Genomic DNA, 17,157 nt, shown 5'->3' with positions numbered 1-17,157 from the left:
CGCATGGCGTGGACAGACGCCATTCGTGATGTCGATAGCTGCCTCAAGGCAACGGTCTTCTCACCGTAGACCCAGGCATTGCGAGCCGTGAATCTTAATGATTTCGGTCTATCGTGACAGGTAGCGACTCTGAACAGTGATGTCTTCAGGGTCAGACAGGAGTAGGGAAGGAATACAGAGAGACAATAATAATGGTAGATAGCAAGAAGCGCCCTGGCAAAGATCTCGACCGTATCGATCGTAACATTCTTAATGAGTTGCAAAAGGATGGGCGTATTTCTAACGTCGAGCTTTCTAAACGTGTGGGACTTTCCCCAACGCCGTGCCTTGAGCGTGTGCGTCGGCTGGAAAGACAAGGGTTTATTCAGGGCTATACGGCGCTGTTGAACCCGCATTATCTGGATGCATCACTTCTGGTATTCGTTGAGATTACTCTGAATCGTGGCGCTCCGGATGTGTTTGAACAATTCAATACTGCTGTGCAAAAACTTGAAGAAATTCAGGAGTGTCATTTAGTATCCGGTGATTTCGACTACCTGTTGAAAACACGCGTGCCGGATATGTCAGCTTATCGTAAGCTGCTAGGGGAAACCCTGCTGCGTCTGCCTGGCGTCAATGACACACGGACATATGTTGTTATGGAAGAAGTCAAGCAGAGTAATCGTCTGGTTATTAAGACGCGCTAACACGGAACAGGTGCAAAATAAGCGTATTTTGATTACACTCCTGTTAATCCATACAGCAACAGTACTGGGGTAACCTGGTGCTGTTGTCCGTTTTAGCATCGGGCAGGAAAAGCCTGTAACCTGGAGAGCCTTTCTTGAGCCAGGAATACACTGAAGACAAAGAAGTCACATTGACAAAGTTAAGCAGCGGGCGCCGACTTCTGGAGGCGTTGCTGATTCTTATTGTCCTGTTTGCCGTCTGGTTGATGGCAGCCTTATTAAGCTTTAACCCTTCGGACCCCAGCTGGTCGCAAACGGCCTGGCATGAGCCTATCCATAATTTAGGCGGGACGCCTGGCGCGTGGCTGGCAGATACGCTGTTCTTCATTTTTGGCGTGATGGCTTACACCATCCCGGTCATTATTGTTGGCGGCTGTTGGTTTGCCTGGCGTCATCAGTCCAGTGATGAGTACGTTGACTATTTCGCCGTTTCGCTAAGAATTATTGGCGTGCTGGCGCTTATCCTTACGTCCTGTGGCCTTGCGGCAATCAACGCGGACGACATCTGGTATTTTGCCTCCGGTGGTGTAATCGGTAGTTTATTAAGCACTACGCTACAGCCGCTGTTGCACAGCAGTGGTGGGACCATTGCGCTGCTCTGTGTTTGGGCGGCTGGCCTGACGCTGTTTACCGGCTGGTCCTGGGTGACCATTGCCGAAAAACTGGGGGGCTGGATTTTAAACATCCTCACTTTCGCCAGTAACCGCACTCGTCGCGATGATACCTGGGTTGATGAAGAAGAGTATGAAGACGACGAAGAGTATGAAGACGAGAAAAACGGCAAACAGCATGAATCGCGCCGTGCTCGTATTCTTCGTGGCGCGTTAGCGCGTCGTAAACGTCTGGCGGAAAAATTCATCAATCCGATGGGGCGGCAAACAGACGCTGCATTGTTCTCCGGTAAGCGGATGGATGATGAAGACGACATTACCTACACTGCGCGCGGCGTAGCCGCTGATCCTGATGATGTCCTCTTTTCGGGCAACCGTGCAACGCAGCCAGAATATGACGAATACGATCCATTATTAAGCGGTGCACCAATTACCGAACCTGTTGCTGCGGCAGCAGCTGCTACCACGGCGACGCAAAGCTGGGCTGCTCCGGTTGGGCCTGTTACTCAGACGCCGCCTGTTGCGTCGGTTGATGTTCCACCTGCTCAACCTGCTGTTGCCTGGCAGCCTGCGCCAGGACCGCAAACGGGCGAGCCGGTCATTGCCCCAGCGCCGGAAGGTTATCCGCAACAACCTGTGCAGTCACAGCAGCCATATTATGCGCCTGCTGCGGAACAACCTGTTCAGCAGCCATATTATGCGTCTGCTGCGGAACAACCTGTTCAACAACCCTATTACGCACCAGTGCCTGAACAGCCGGTTCAGCAACCATATTATGCACCTGTTGCGGAACAACCTGTTCAACAACCCTATTATGCGCCAGTGCCTGAACAGCCAGTGGCTGATAACGCGTGGCAAGCCGAGGGGACACAATCCACTTTTGCGGCGCAGTCTACATACCATCCTGAGCAAAATTACCAGCAGCCAGCCGTTCAGGAGACGTTGCGTCAACAGCCGCACCCGGTTGAGCAGCCGCCTGTTGTGGAGCCTGAACCGGTTGCTGAAGAAACAAAACCTGCGCGTCCGCCGCTTTACTACTTTGAAGAAGTTGAAGAGAAGCGTGCGCGCGAACGTGAGCAGCTCGCCGCCTGGTATCAGCCTATTCCTGAACCAGTTAAAGAACCTGAGCCTGTTAGACCTGTTCAGTCAGCTAAATCTGTTCAGTCATCGCCGACTGCTGCCGCAGTCCCTCCGGTAGAAGCCGTGGCTGGTGTTTCGCCGCTGGCATCGGGCGTGAAGAAAGCGACTCTGGCGACGGGGGCCGCAGCAACGGTTGCTGCACCTGTTTTTAGCCTGGCAAATAGCGGTGGACCTCGACCACAAGTGAAAGAGGGGATAGGCCCGCAGTTGCCACGACCAAAACGTATTCGTGTTCCGACTCGTCGTGAACTGGCATCGTATGGCATTAAACTACCTTCACAACGAGCCGCCGAAGAGAAAGCTCGCGAAGCGCAGCGCAATCAATACGATTCTGGCGATCAGTATAACGATGATGAAATCGATGCGATGCAGCAAGATGAGTTGGCACGTCAGTTTGCCCAGGCACAGCAGCAACGCTATGGTGAACAGTATCAGCATGATGCGCCAGTTAACCCTGAAGATGAAGATGCAGCGGCAGAGGCTGAACTGGCTCGTCAGTTTGCCCAGACTCAGCAGCAACGCTATTCCGGTGAACAACCTGCGGGAGCAAATCCATTCTCGCTGAATGATTTTGAATTTTCACCGATGAAAGCGTTGGTGGATGATGGCCCACACGAGCCGCTGTTTACGCCCATTGTTGAACCGCAGCAACCGGTAGCGCAGCAGCAGCAATATCAGCAGCCGCAACAACCGGTGGCGCCGCAGCCGCAGTATCAACAGCCGCAACAACCGGTGGCGCCGCAGCCGCAGTATCAACAGCCGCAGCAGCCGGTAGCGCCACAGCCGCAGGATACCCTGCTTCATCCGTTGTTAATGCGCAACGGTGATAGCCGTCCGTTGCATAAACCAACGACGCCACTACCCTCGCTGGATTTGCTGACACCACCGCCAAGCGAAGTTGAGCCAGTAGATACCTTTGCGCTTGAGCAAATGGCGCGTCTGGTAGAAGCACGGCTGGCCGATTTCCGCATTAAAGCTGATGTGGTCAATTATTCACCAGGACCTGTAATCACCCGTTTTGAGTTGAACCTGGCGCCGGGCGTAAAAGCAGCACGTATTTCTAACCTGTCACGTGACCTTGCCCGTTCATTGTCGACCGTGGCGGTGCGCGTGGTTGAAGTCATTCCTGGCAAACCTTACGTAGGTCTGGAGTTGCCGAACAAAAAACGACAAACCGTTTATCTGCGCGAAGTGCTGGATAACGCGAAGTTCCGTGATAACCCATCGCCGCTGACGATTGTTTTGGGTAAAGATATCGCAGGCGATCCGGTCGTAGCCGATCTGGCTAAAATGCCTCACTTGCTGGTTGCGGGGACCACTGGTTCCGGTAAGTCGGTGGGAGTAAACGCCATGATCCTGAGCATGCTCTATAAAGCGCAGCCGGAAGATGTTCGTTTCATTATGATCGACCCGAAAATGCTGGAGCTTTCGGTTTATGAAGGCATCCCGCATCTGTTAACGGAAGTCGTTACCGACATGAAAGATGCTGCCAACGCTCTGCGCTGGTGCGTAAATGAAATGGAACGCCGTTATAAGCTGATGTCGGCCCTGGGAGTGCGTAATCTTGCGGGGTATAACGAAAAAATTGCTGAAGCGGACCGAATGATGCGTCCGATTCCAGACCCGTACTGGAAGCCAGGTGACAGTATGGATGCCCAGCATCCAGTGCTGAAAAAAGAGCCGTACATTGTAGTGCTGGTGGATGAATTTGCCGACCTGATGATGACGGTAGGTAAAAAAGTGGAAGAGTTGATTGCGCGTCTGGCGCAAAAAGCCCGTGCTGCAGGTATTCACCTCGTGCTGGCAACGCAGCGCCCTTCGGTGGATGTTATTACGGGGCTGATTAAAGCGAACATTCCAACCCGTATCGCCTTTACTGTATCCAGCAAGATCGACTCACGTACCATTCTTGATCAGGCTGGCGCGGAATCACTGCTTGGTATGGGGGATATGCTTTACTCCGGGCCGAACTCAACCATGCCGGTACGTGTCCATGGTGCTTTTGTTCGCGATCAGGAAGTTCATGCCGTGGTGCAGGACTGGAAAGCGCGTGGTCGTCCGCAGTATGTAGATGGCATCACCTCCGACAGCGAAAGCGAAGGCGGAGCTGGTGGTTTCGACGGTGCTGAAGAACTGGATCCGCTGTTCGATCAGGCGGTGGCGTTTGTCACTGAAAAACGCAAAGCGTCTATTTCTGGTGTTCAGCGTCAGTTCCGCATCGGTTACAACCGTGCTGCACGCATTGTTGAACAGATGGAAGCGCAAGGGATCGTCAGCGAACAGGGTCACAACGGTAATCGTGAAGTACTGGCTCCGCCACCGTTTGACTAATTAGTGCATCGTAGGCCGGATAAGACGCGATAGTGTCGCATCCGGCACTCTATCAACTGAAAATTCAGTATTTTCTTCTTTCCTCAAGCTGATTATTAGCCTGGAATAGAGAGTAGAGGGAACTCCCGATCGGGAGTGACGTAATTTGAGGAACAATGATGAAAAAAATTGCCATCACCTGTGCATTACTCTCAAGTTTAGTGGCGTCCAGTGTTTGGGCTGATGCCGCAAGCGATCTGAAAAGCCGTCTGGATAAAGTCAGCAGCTTCCACGCCAGCTTCACACAAAAAGTGACTGACGGTAGCGGCGCGGCGGTGCAGGAAGGTCAGGGCGATCTGTGGGTGAAACGTCCAAACTTATTCAACTGGCATATGACTCAACCTGATGAAAGCATTCTGGTTTCTGATGGTAAAACACTGTGGTTCTATAACCCGTTTGTTGAACAGGCTACGGCGACCTGGCTGAAAGATGCCACCGGGAATACGCCATTTATGCTGATCGCACGTAACCAGTCCAGCGACTGGCAGCAGTACAACATCAAACAGAACGGCGATGATTTTGTCCTGACGCCGAAAGCCAGCAATGGCAATCTGAAGCAGTTCACTATTAACGTGGGCCGTGATGGCACCATCCATCAATTCAGCGCGGTGGAACAGGACGATCAACGCAGCAGTTATCAGCTGAAATCCCAGCAAAATGGGGCTGTGGATGCAGCGAAATTTACCTTCACCCCGCCGCAAGGCGTAACGGTAGATGATCAACGTAAGTAGAGGCACCTGAGTGAGCAATCTGTCGCTCGATTTTTCGGATAATACTTTTCAACCTCTGGCCGCACGTATGCGGCCAGAAAATTTAGCACAGTATATTGGCCAGCAACATTTGCTGGCTGCGGGGAAGCCGTTGCCGCGCGCTATCGAAGCCGGACATCTGCATTCCATGATCCTCTGGGGGCCGCCAGGTACCGGTAAAACTACCCTTGCCGAAGTGATCGCCCGCTATGCAAATGCTGATGTGGAACGTATTTCTGCTGTCACTTCTGGCGTGAAAGAAATTCGCGAAGCGATAGAGCGCGCGCGGCAAAACCGCAATGCCGGTCGCCGTACCATTTTGTTTGTTGATGAAGTGCATCGCTTTAATAAAAGCCAACAGGATGCGTTTCTGCCGCACATTGAAGATGGCACCATCACGTTTATTGGCGCAACCACTGAAAACCCGTCGTTTGAGCTTAATTCGGCGCTGCTTTCCCGTGCTCGTGTCTATTTGCTCAAATCCCTGACCACCGAGGATATAGAGCAAGTACTGACTCAGGCGATGGAAGACAAAACCCGCGGCTACGGTGGGCAGGATATTGTTCTGCCAGATGAAACACGCCGCGCGATTGCTGAACTGGTGAATGGCGACGCGCGCCGGGCGTTAAATACGCTGGAAATGATGGCGGATATGGCCGAAGTCGATGACAGCGGCAAACGTGTCCTGAAGCCTGAGTTACTCACCGAAATTGCTGGTGAGCGTAGCGCTCGTTTTGATAACAAAGGTGATCGCTTTTACGATCTGATTTCCGCGCTGCATAAATCGGTACGCGGTAGCGCACCCGATGCAGCGCTTTACTGGTATGCGCGGATTATTACTGCGGGCGGTGATCCGTTATATGTCGCTCGTCGCTGCCTGGCGATTGCTTCAGAAGATATCGGTAATGCCGATCCGCGGGCAATGCAAGTGGCGATTGCGGCCTGGGATTGCTTTACCCGCGTAGGCCCGGCAGAAGGTGAACGCGCCATTGCCCAGGCGATTGTTTATCTCGCTTGTGCGCCAAAAAGTAACGCTGTCTACACCGCGTTTAAAGCCGCGTTAGCTGATGCCCGTGAACGTCCGGATTATGACGTGCCGGTACATCTGCGTAATGCGCCAACCAAACTGATAAAGGAAATGGGCTACGGGCAGGAATATCGTTACGCCCACGATGAAGCAAACGCTTATGCTGCCGGTGAGGTTTACTTCCCGCCGGAAATAGCACAAACGCGCTATTATTTCCCGACAAACAGAGGCCTTGAAGGCAAGATTGGCGAAAAGCTCGCCTGGCTGGCTGAACAGGATCAAAATAGCCCCATAAAACGCTACCGTTAATGTTATCGTTGCGGTAATGTTGTTACTGTATCCCTGTGGTCGCAGGCTGTGGCCACATCTCCCATTTAATTCGATAAGCACAGGATAAGCATGCTCGATCCCAATCTGCTGCGTAATGAGCCAGACGCAGTCGCTGAAAAACTGGCACGCCGGGGCTTTAAGCTGGATGTAGATAAGCTGGGCGCTCTTGAAGAGCGTCGTAAAGTATTGCAGGTCAAAACGGAAAACCTGCAAGCAGAGCGTAACTCTCGATCGAAATCCATCGGCCAGGCGAAAGCGCGCGGGGAAGATATCGAGCCTTTACGTCTGGAAGTGAACAAACTGGGCGAAGAGCTGGATGCAGCAAAAGCCGAGCTGGATGCTTTACAGGCTGAAATTCGCGATATCGCGCTGACAATCCCTAACCTGCCTGCAGATGAAGTGCCGGTTGGTAAAGATGAAAATGACAACGTTGAAGTCAGCCGCTGGGGTACCCCGCGTGAATTTGACTTCGAAGTTCGTGACCACGTGACGCTGGGTGAAATGCACTCCGGCCTCGACTTTGCGGCAGCGGTTAAGCTGACAGGTTCGCGCTTTGTGGTGATGAAAGGGCAGATCGCTCGCATGCACCGCGCACTGTCGCAGTTTATGCTGGACCTGCACACCGAGCAGCATGGCTATAGCGAAAACTATGTCCCGTACCTGGTTAACCAGGATACGCTGTACGGTACGGGTCAGTTGCCGAAGTTTGCTGGTGATCTGTTCCATACTCGTCCGCTGGAAGAAGAAGCTGATACCAGTAACTACGCGCTGATCCCAACTGCAGAAGTTCCGCTGACCAACCTGGTTCGCGGTGAAATCATCGATGAAGATGATCTGCCGATCAAAATGACCGCTCATACCCCATGCTTCCGTTCTGAAGCCGGTTCTTATGGTCGTGATACCCGTGGTCTGATTCGTATGCACCAGTTCGACAAAGTTGAAATGGTTCAGATCGTGCGTCCGGAAGATTCAATGGCGGCACTTGAAGAGATGACTGGTCATGCGGAGAAAGTCCTGCAACTGCTGGGCCTGCCGTACCGCAAAATCATCCTTTGCACTGGCGACATGGGCTTTGGCGCTTGCAAAACTTACGACCTGGAAGTATGGATCCCGGCACAGAACACCTACCGCGAGATCTCTTCCTGCTCCAACGTCTGGGATTTCCAGGCGCGTCGTATGCAGGCACGTTGCCGCAGTAAGTCTGACAAGAAAACCCGTCTGGTTCATACCCTGAACGGTTCTGGTCTGGCTGTTGGTCGTACGCTGGTTGCGGTAATGGAAAACTATCAGCAGGCTGATGGTCGTATTGAAGTACCAGAAGTTCTGCGCCCGTATATGAACGGACTGGAATATATCGGCTAATATCCAACTATTCTGAATCTAAAAAAGCGCCTGCGGGCGCTTTTTTTATCTCCCTTTGATACCAAACAATAATTACTCGTCACTTAAGCGCAATACTACTTTCGAGTGAAAATCTTCCTATCTCGTTGATTTTCAAATTATTCGATGTATACAAGCCTATATAGCGCACCGCTATGAAAATAATTACACAAGACGGTTTGTTACTGGAATCAATCGTAAGCAAGCTTGAGTGAGCCATTATGAAAACGAAAATTCCTGATGCGGTATTGGCTGCTGAGGTGAGTCGCCGTGGTTTGGTAAAAACGACAGCGATCGGCGGCCTGGCGATGGCCAGCAGCGCGTTAACATTACCCTTTAGCCGGATTGCGCACGCAGCTAATAGTGTTGCTCCGGCAAATTCAGACGAAAAGGTGATATGGAGCGCCTGTACAGTTAACTGTGGCAGCCGCTGTCCGCTGCGTATGCATGTAGTGGACGGCGAAATCAAATATGTCGAAACGGATAATACCGGGGATGACAATTACGAAGGACTGCACCAGGTGCGCGCGTGCTTGCGTGGGCGTTCTATGCGTCGCCGCGTTTACAATCCCGACCGCCTGAAATATCCGATGAAACGAGTAGGTGCTCGCGGTGAAGGTAAGTTTGAGCGTATTAGTTGGGAAGAAGCCTACGATATCATCGCCACGAATATGCAGCGCCTGATAAAAGAGTACGGTAACGAATCCATCTATCTGAACTATGGTACCGGTACGCTGGGCGGCACCATGACCCGTTCCTGGCCGCCGGGAAATACTCTGGTTGCGCGTTTGATGAACTGCTGCGGCGGTTATCTGAACCATTATGGTGACTACTCCTCGGCGCAAATAGCCGAAGGTTTGAACTATACCTATGGCGGCTGGGCCGATGGCAACAGTCCGTCAGATATCGAAAACAGTAAACTGGTGGTGCTGTTTGGTAACAACCCTGGCGAGACGCGTATGAGCGGCGGCGGGGTGACCTATTACCTGGAGCAGGCGCGGCAAAAATCAAATGCACGTATGATCATTATCGATCCGCGCTATACCGATACGGGCGCCGGACGCGAAGATGAATGGATCCCGATTCGTCCGGGAACAGATGCGGCACTGGTTAACGGTCTGGCGTATGTCATGATCACCGAAAACCTGGTTGATCAGGAATTCCTCGACAAATATTGTGTCGGCTACGACGAAAAAACGTTGCCTGCCAGCGCGCCGAAAAATGGTCACTACAAAGCGTATATTCTGGGTGACGGGCCAGACGGTGTTGCCAAAACACCGGAATGGGCCTCGCAAATTACCGGTATCCCGGCAGATAAAATCATCAAACTTGCTCGTGAAATCGGTAGCACCAAACCGGCATTTATCAGCCAGGGGTGGGGGCCGCAGCGCCATGCCAATGGCGAAATCGCCACGCGTGCCATTTCGATGCTGGCAATCCTCACCGGGAACGTCGGTATTAACGGTGGTAACAGCGGTGCGCGAGAAGGTTCATACAGCTTACCGTTTGTGCGGATGCCTACTCTGGAAAACCCGATTCAGACCAGCATTTCCATGTTTATGTGGACCGATGCCATTGAACGTGGCCCGGAAATGACGGCACTGCGTGATGGTGTGCGCGGGAAAGATAAGCTGGATGTTCCGATCAAGATGATCTGGAACTATGCCGGTAACTGCCTGATTAACCAGCATTCGGAAATCAACCGTACCCATGAAATCCTCCAGGATGATAAGAAGTGTGAGCTGATTGTGGTTATCGACTGCCACATGACCTCATCGGCAAAATATGCTGACATCCTGCTGCCGGACTGCACTGCCTCCGAACAGATGGACTTTGCGCTGGATGCCTCCTGCGGGAATATGTCTTACGTCATTTTCAACGACCAGGTCATTAAACCGCGCTTTGAATGTAAGACTATCTATGAGATGACCAGCGAACTGGCAAAACGTCTTGGCGTCGAGCAACAGTTTACAGAAGGTCGTACCCAGGAAGAGTGGATGCGTCACCTGTATGCCCAGTCGCGCGAAGCGATTCCGGAACTGCCAACATTTGAAGAGTTCCGCAAACAGGGGATCTTTAAAAAGCGCGATCCGCAAGGGCATCACGTTGCTTACAAAGCCTTCCGTGAAGATCCGCAGGCTAATCCATTGACCACGCCATCGGGCAAAATTGAGATCTATTCACAGGCGCTGGCTGACATTGCCGCCACCTGGGAATTGCCGGAAGGCGATGTGATCGATCCGCTGCCGATCTATACACCGGGCTTTGAAAGTTATCAGGATCCGCTCAACAAACAGTATCCGCTGCAGCTTACGGGGTTCCATTACAAATCTCGTGTTCACTCGACTTACGGTAACGTAGACGTGCTGAAAGCAGCTTGCCGTCAGGAAATGTGGATCAACCCACTTGATGCGCAAAAACGTGGTATCAGCAACGGCGATAAGGTGCGGATCTATAACGATCGTGGTGAAGTCCATATTGAGGCGAAAGTGACGCCACGAATGATGCCGGGCGTGGTCGCATTGGGCGAAGGTGCCTGGTATGACCCGGATGCGAAACGTGTCGATAAGGGCGGTTGTATTAACGTACTGACCACTCAACGTCCGTCTCCTCTTGCCAAGGGGAATCCATCACATACGAACCTTGTTCAGGTTGAAAAGGTGTAAGGAGTAACCGATGACAACTCAGTATGGATTTTTTATTGATTCCAGCCGTTGCACCGGTTGCAAAACCTGCGAGCTGGCCTGTAAAGACTACAAAGATCTGACGCCGGAAGTTAGTTTCCGCCGCATTTATGAATATGCTGGTGGAGACTGGCAGGAAGATAACGGCGTCTGGCATCAAAACGTATTTGCCTACTATTTGTCGATTTCATGCAACCACTGCGAAGATCCGGCTTGTACCAAAGTCTGCCCAAGCGGTGCGATGCATAAACGTGAAGATGGTTTTGTCGTTGTCGATGAAGATGTGTGTATTGGCTGTCGTTACTGCCATATGGCCTGCCCGTATGGCGCACCGCAGTACAACGCAACCAAAGGTCATATGACCAAATGTGATGGTTGCTATGACCGCGTCGCAGAAGGTAAAAAACCGATCTGCGTCGAATCTTGCCCGCTACGGGCGCTGGATTTCGGACCTATCGACGAGCTGCGTAAAAAACACGGCGATCTGGCGGCTGTTGCGCCGTTGCCGCGTGCGCACTTCACCAAACCGAATATTGTGATCAAACCTAACGCCAATAGCCGCCCAACCGGGGATACCACTGGCTATCTGGCAAACCCGAAGGAGGTGTGAGATGGGAAGTGGATGGCATGAATGGCCGCTGATGATCTTCACGGTCTTTGGGCAATGTGTGGCGGGCGGTTTTATCGTTCTGGCTTTGGCACTGCTTAAAGGTGACCTGCGAGCAGAAGCCCAGCAGCGTGTTATCGCCTGCATGTTTGGCTTATGGGTTCTGATGGGCATTGGGTTTATCGCCTCTATGCTCCATCTTGGCTCACCAATGCGCGCCTTTAACTCGCTTAACCGGGTAGGGGCTTCAGCACTGAGTAACGAAATCGCCAGCGGTTCGATCTTTTTTGCCGTAGGTGGCATCGGCTGGTTGTTGGCGATGCTGAAAAAATTGTCACCGGCATTACGCACGCTTTGGCTGGTGGTGACGATGGTTCTCGGCGTGGTCTTTGTCTGGATGATGGTGCGTGTCTATAACAGCATCGATACCGTACCGACCTGGTACAGTATCTGGACGCCGATGGGCTTCTTCCTGACCATGTTTATGGGCGGCCCGTTGCTGGGTTACCTGTTGCTGAGCCTGGCTGGCGTTGATGGCTGGGCGATGCGTCTGCTGTCTGCAATTTCCGTGTTGGCACTGGTGGTGAGTGGCGTGATGTCAGTAATGCAGGGCGCAGAACTGGCGACCATTCATAGTTCAGTGCAACAGGCTGCTGCACTGGTGCCTGACTACGGTGCGCTGATGTCCTGGCGGATTGTGCTTTTGGCCGTGGCACTGTGCTTGTGGATTGCACCGCAGGTGAAAGGCTTTCAGCCTGCGGTGCCTCTGCTTTCCGTATCATTCATCCTGCTTCTCGCAGGGGAATTAATCGGCCGCGGGGTATTCTACGGTTTGCATATGACCGTTGGCATGGCTGTTGCCAGTTAAGGTGTAATAACCGGGGTTTCGGCCCCGGTTATCTCTTATTTCTGTTTCGTTAACGTGTCATAACTGGTCATCAAATTACGATAATCAGGAATGTGATTAGAGAACAACGTTGCCAGTCCCTCAATATCGTTACGCCAGTCGCGGTGCAGTTCACAAGCCACGCCGAACCATGTCATCAATTGAGCGCCAGCTTGTGACATACGATCCCACGCTGAATGCCGGGTAATCTCGTTAAAGGTTCCAGAAGCGTCGGTTACCACAAATACATCAAACCCTTCTTCAATAGCCGAAAGCGCCGGGAATGCTACGCAAACCTCGGTTACCACCCCTGCAATAATCAGTTGTTTTTTACCTGTCGCTTTAACTGCTTTGACAAAATCTTCGTTATCCCAGGCGTTAATATTTCCAGGACGCGCAATATAAGGCGCATCCGGAAACTGTGCTTTCAGCTCGGGGACTAATGGGCCGTTAGGGCCGGTTTCAAAACTGGTGGTGAGAATGGTGGGGAGATTGAAATATTTTGCTAAGTCACCCAGCGCCAGCACGTTATTTTTGAATTTGTCGGGGTCAATATCCCGCACAAGGGAAAGCAAACCAGCCTGGTGATCAACTAACAAAACAGCAGCATCATTTTTATCGAGACGAACATACGGTTTGGTCATTCTCTTCTCCTTTTGAGAGTCAGTGGTACGCCTGAAATCGTTCAGACGCGATGCGTTGCCCTGAAAGCATAGACGGGAAATTCAGGTTTGCTGTGACCATGAAATTTTTCGACTGAACTAACCATATGAACTTTATGTTAGATCAATAAAAACAATTAGATGAGACTGATTATCTTTTCGTTATTAGTGTTATGAATGAGTAATATAAATCGATAATACAGCCGCTGCGTTATGTACGTATTTTCCCCCATTGACAATGTTTTGGTTGGTGGCATGATGCGCATGAAATTTGAACTTCCTCACGGTTTTAATTCATGTCCACGTATACCCGGCCTGTCATGCTCTTGCTGTCTGGCCTGCTTTTGTTGACTTTGGCGATTGCGGTGCTGAATACGCTCGTGCCTCTATGGCTCGCTCAGGAACACTTGCCCACATGGCAGGTCGGCGTTGTCAGCTCGTCATATTTTACAGGTAACCTCGTTGGTACCCTGCTAACAGGGTATGTCATTAAACGATTTGGGTTTAATCGTAGTTACTATCTGGCGTCGTTTATTTTTGCGGCTGGATGTGCCGGGCTTGGCCTTATGATTGGCTTCTGGAGCTGGCTTGCCTGGCGTTTCGTTGCAGGCGTTGGTTGCGCAATGATTTGGGTCGTGGTTGAAAGCGCGCTGATGTGCAGTGGGACGTCCCGTAACCGTGGGCGGCTGCTTGCTGCGTATATGATGGTTTATTACGTGGGGACGTTTTTAGGCCAGTTACTGGTCAGCAAAGTGTCGACTGAGCTGATGGCCGTGTTACCGTGGGCAACGGGTTTGATACTGGCAGGCATCTTACCGTTGTTGTTTACTCGTATTCTGAATCAGCAAACGGAAAAACATCCGGCTACGCCGATTACATCAATGCTTAAACTCCGTCAGGCACGGCTTGGGGTCAATGGCTGTATTATCTCCGGGATTGTCCTGGGTTCTCTGTATGGTCTGATGCCATTGTATCTTAACCATCAGGGGATCAATAACGCCAGCATCGGTTTCTGGATGGCTGTACTGGTCAGCGCAGGAATCCTTGGGCAGTGGCCTATTGGGCGTCTGGCGGATAAATTTGGTCGTCTACTGGTACTGCGCGTTCAGGTTTTTGTTGTCATTCTTGGTAGTATTGCAATGTTAAGCCAGGCCGCGATGGCGCCTTCATTGTTTATTCTTGGTGCTGCGGGGTTCACGCTGTATCCAGTAGCGATGGCCTGGGCTTGTGAGAAGGTTGAACATCATCAACTGGTGGCGATGAATCAGGCTTTACTGTTGAGTTATACAGTCGGTAGTCTGCTTGGTCCGTCTTTTACCGCCATACTGATGCAGAATTTTTCCGATAAACTGTTATTTATTATGATTGCCAGTGTGTCATTTATCTACTTGTTGATGCTGCTGCGTAACGCCGGTCATACACCCAAACCTGTCGCTCATGTGTAAATGAATTAGTGCAGAGTGTGAACATGCTGTATCGCACTCTGTTTTTTTTGTTTCCTCTATACAACTTGCTTTTACCAAATTTCATTTATGGAAAAATAAATTGTGCAGCAGGTTATAATTTTTCATTCCGCTATTTTCGTACTTCTTATTAGCCGCGCATAATCCCTCGTTTTACAGATATCTATTAAAAAAATAGCGAAGGATCGATCTATGGCTGGGAACGTTCAGGAAAAACAGTTGCGCTGGTACAACATTGCACTGATGTCTTTTATTACGGTTTGGGGATTTGGCAATGTTGTTAATAATTATGCCAACCAGGGGTTGGTCGTTGTTTTTTCATGGCTGTTTATATTTGCGCTCTATTTTACACCATATGCATTGATTGTCGGTCAGTTGGGGTCGACTTTTAAAGATGGGAAAGGCGGAGTCAGTACCTGGATTAAACACACAATGGGCCCCGGACTGGCTTATCTTGCCGCGTGGACCTATTGGGTGGTGCATATACCCTATCTGGCACAAAAACCACAGGCCATTCTGATTGCGCTCGGCTGGGCGATGAAAGGTGACGGTTCGTTAATCAAAGAATATTCAGTCGTAGCGTTACAGGGGTTAACGCTGGTGCTGTTTGTCTTCTTTATGTGGATCGCTTCACGTGGTATGAAATCGCTGAAAATCGTCGGTTCTGTGGCAGGGATTGCGATGTTTATCATGTCGCTCCTGTATGTGGCGATGGCAGTAACCGCGCCTGCGATTACTGAAGTGCATATTGCGACCACGAACATTACCTGGGAAACGTTCATTCCCCATATCGATTTTACCTACATTACCACTATTTCAATGCTGGTTTTCGCGGTTGGCGGTGCAGAGAAGATTTCTCCCTACGTTAATCAAACGCGCAACCCAGGAAAAGAATTTCCAAAAGGGATGCTATGCCTGGCGGTGATGGTTGCGGTTTGTGCCATTCTGGGCTCTCTCGCAATGGGGATGATGTTTGACTCGCGTAATATTCCTGATGACTTAATGACTAACGGTCAGTATTACGCTTTTCAGAAGCTGGGCGAGTATTACAACATGGGGAATACCCTAATGGTGATTTACGCCATTGCAAATACCCTAGGACAAGTCGCCGCTCTGGTGTTCTCCATCGATGCTCCTCTGAAAGTGTTATTAGGTGATGCGGATAGTAAATATATTCCTGCCAGATTGTGCCGGACCAATGATTCAGGTACACCGGTTAATGGTTATCTACTGACCCTGGTGCTGGTGGCGATTCTGATTATGCTGCCAACACTGGGTATTGGTGACATGAATAATCTCTACAAATGGCTGCTCAATTTGAACTCAGTAGTGATGCCACTGCGTTATTTGTGGGTGTTCGTGGCGTTTATTGCAGTAGTTCGCCTGGCGCAGAAATATAAACCGGAATATGTCTTTATTCGTAATAAGTCTCTGGCGATGACTGTCGGGATTTGGTGTTTTGCCTTTACTGCTTTTGCCTGTTTGACGGGGATCTTCCCGAAAATGGAAGCCTTCACTGCAGAGTGGACCTTCCAGCTAGCGCTGAATATCGCTACACCATTTGTGCTGGTGGGGTTGGGGTTGATATTCCCGCTATTGGCTCGTAAAGCGAATACGAACTAATCATTGTGGTTAGTTCTGCAGAATGAAGCGAGGAATAACAAAGCGGCAACTCAATAAAGTTGCCGCTTTACGGGGAAATTAGAACATTACTTTATGACCATATTGCTCAAGAATACCTTTCACGCGTTCCATGGTCTCTTTCTTCGGTGGTTTAACACCATCAAGTTTGTATTCTTCACCCATCGCCACCCATTTGTGTTTGCCCAGCTCGTGGTAGGGGAGAAGCTCGATTTTCTCAACGTTGCCCATATCACGGGTAAATTCACCGAGGCGATGCGCTGAATCGTCATCGTCAGACCAGCCTGGGACAACAACGTAGCGGATCCAGACCTTCACATTTTTGTTCGCCAGATATTTGGCGAACTCCAGCGTACGATGATTGGAAACGCCGACCAGATTCTGGTGGATCTCGTCATTCATCTGTTTGAGATCGAGCATTACCAGATCGGTCACTTCCAGCAGTTCATCAATCACTGGATCGTAACGACGAACAAAGCCGTTGGTATCCAGGCAGGTATGAATGCCTTCTTTTTTGCAGGCGCGGAACCAGTCACGAACAAATTCAGCTTGCAGGATTGCTTCACCGCCGGATGCGGTAACGCCACCGCCTGAAGCATTCATAAAGTGGCGATAGGTCACCACCTCTTTCATTAAATCTTCAACGGTAACTTCTTTGCCGCCATGCGTGTCCCAGGTGTCGCGGTTATGGCAATACAGGCAGCGCATCAGGCAGCCCTGGAAAAAGGTGATAAAGCGAATACCCGGGCCGTCTACGGTTCCACAGGATTCAAAGGAGTGAATGCGACCAATAACTGACTTGGTAGCCCCCGCCGCAGCGGTATTTTCTGTTGTATTACAATTAGTTAAATTACTCATATCGCTTCAATTGGCTCTAGTTAA

General features: G+C 50.8%; 12 protein-coding genes. 10 read left to right on the top strand and 2 right to left on the bottom strand.

What is annotated here, in order from left to right; all coding sequences use genetic code 11:
• The first annotated feature begins 191 nt into the window (after positions 1–191).
• From lrp to dmsC, 8 genes are all read left to right on the top strand, one after another.
• The gene (gene lrp / locus AACU94_RS16085; RefSeq protein WP_000228473.1) at positions 192–686 is read left to right on the top strand and encodes a leucine-responsive transcriptional regulator Lrp; all 495 of its coding nucleotides are present in this window, start codon (positions 192–194) and stop codon (positions 684–686) included.
• A gap of 134 nt (positions 687–820) precedes the next feature.
• The gene (locus AACU94_RS16080; protein ID WP_135488473.1) at positions 821–4,807 is read left to right on the top strand and encodes a DNA translocase FtsK; all 3,987 of its coding nucleotides are present in this window, start codon (positions 821–823) and stop codon (positions 4,805–4,807) included.
• Between the two features lie 158 nt (positions 4,808–4,965).
• Entirely contained in the window at positions 4,966–5,577 is a 612-nt protein-coding gene (lolA, locus tag AACU94_RS16075) for an outer membrane lipoprotein chaperone LolA (RefSeq protein WP_001295343.1), read from the top strand.
• A gap of 10 nt (positions 5,578–5,587) precedes the next feature.
• Positions 5,588–6,931, top strand: coding sequence for a replication-associated recombination protein RarA (gene rarA / locus AACU94_RS16070; RefSeq protein WP_135488472.1), 1,344 nt, complete (start codon positions 5,588–5,590; stop codon positions 6,929–6,931).
• A 90-nt stretch (positions 6,932–7,021) separates the two neighbouring features.
• Positions 7,022–8,314 carry a serine--tRNA ligase gene (gene serS / locus AACU94_RS16065; RefSeq protein WP_000886683.1) on the top strand — a complete coding sequence of 431 codons (1,293 nt, stop codon included), beginning with the start codon at positions 7,022–7,024 and terminating at the stop codon, positions 8,312–8,314.
• Between the two features lie 239 nt (positions 8,315–8,553).
• Positions 8,554–10,998: a dimethylsulfoxide reductase subunit A gene (dmsA, locus tag AACU94_RS16060; protein WP_135488471.1), complete on the top strand. Its 2,445-nt coding sequence runs from the start codon at positions 8,554–8,556 to the stop codon at positions 10,996–10,998.
• A 10-nt stretch (positions 10,999–11,008) separates the two neighbouring features.
• The gene (gene dmsB, locus AACU94_RS16055; RefSeq protein WP_000213094.1) at positions 11,009–11,626 is read left to right on the top strand and encodes a dimethylsulfoxide reductase iron-sulfur subunit DmsB; all 618 of its coding nucleotides are present in this window, start codon (positions 11,009–11,011) and stop codon (positions 11,624–11,626) included.
• 1 nt (position 11,627) lies between these two features.
• The gene (dmsC, locus tag AACU94_RS16050; protein ID WP_135488470.1) at positions 11,628–12,491 is read left to right on the top strand and encodes a dimethyl sulfoxide reductase anchor subunit DmsC; all 864 of its coding nucleotides are present in this window, start codon (positions 11,628–11,630) and stop codon (positions 12,489–12,491) included.
• Positions 12,492–12,526: 35 nt separating this feature from the next.
• On the opposite strand, the gene ycaC is transcribed toward dmsC, so the two are convergent.
• Positions 12,527–13,153 (bottom strand): isochorismate family cysteine hydrolase YcaC, encoded by a 627-nt coding sequence (gene ycaC / locus AACU94_RS16045; RefSeq protein WP_012133028.1) that lies wholly within the window; start codon positions 13,151–13,153, stop codon positions 12,527–12,529.
• A 314-nt stretch (positions 13,154–13,467) separates the two neighbouring features.
• On the opposite strand from ycaC, the gene AACU94_RS16040 reads away from it, so the two are divergent.
• Both AACU94_RS16040 and AACU94_RS16035 read left to right on the top strand, forming a co-directional pair.
• The gene (locus AACU94_RS16040; protein ID WP_130215689.1) at positions 13,468–14,616 is read left to right on the top strand and encodes an MFS transporter; all 1,149 of its coding nucleotides are present in this window, start codon (positions 13,468–13,470) and stop codon (positions 14,614–14,616) included.
• Between the two features lie 210 nt (positions 14,617–14,826).
• Positions 14,827–16,257 carry an APC family permease gene (locus AACU94_RS16035; protein WP_130260772.1) on the top strand — a complete coding sequence of 477 codons (1,431 nt, stop codon included), beginning with the start codon at positions 14,827–14,829 and terminating at the stop codon, positions 16,255–16,257.
• A 78-nt stretch (positions 16,258–16,335) separates the two neighbouring features.
• Here the strand turns inward: AACU94_RS16035 and pflA are convergent, their stop codons facing one another.
• Complete coding sequence (pflA, locus tag AACU94_RS16030) at positions 16,336–17,133, bottom strand: pyruvate formate lyase 1-activating protein (RefSeq protein WP_000067977.1); 798 nt, start codon at positions 17,131–17,133, stop codon at positions 16,336–16,338.
• Positions 17,134–17,157: the final 24 nt, after the last annotated feature.

Origin of the sequence: Escherichia sp. E4702, assembly GCF_963883545.1 — a bacterium.
Classification (GTDB): Bacteria; Pseudomonadota; Gammaproteobacteria; order Enterobacterales; family Enterobacteriaceae; genus Escherichia.
Note: the sequence above shows the minus strand (reverse complement) of the source record. Positions and strands in the feature narration are given on the sequence as shown.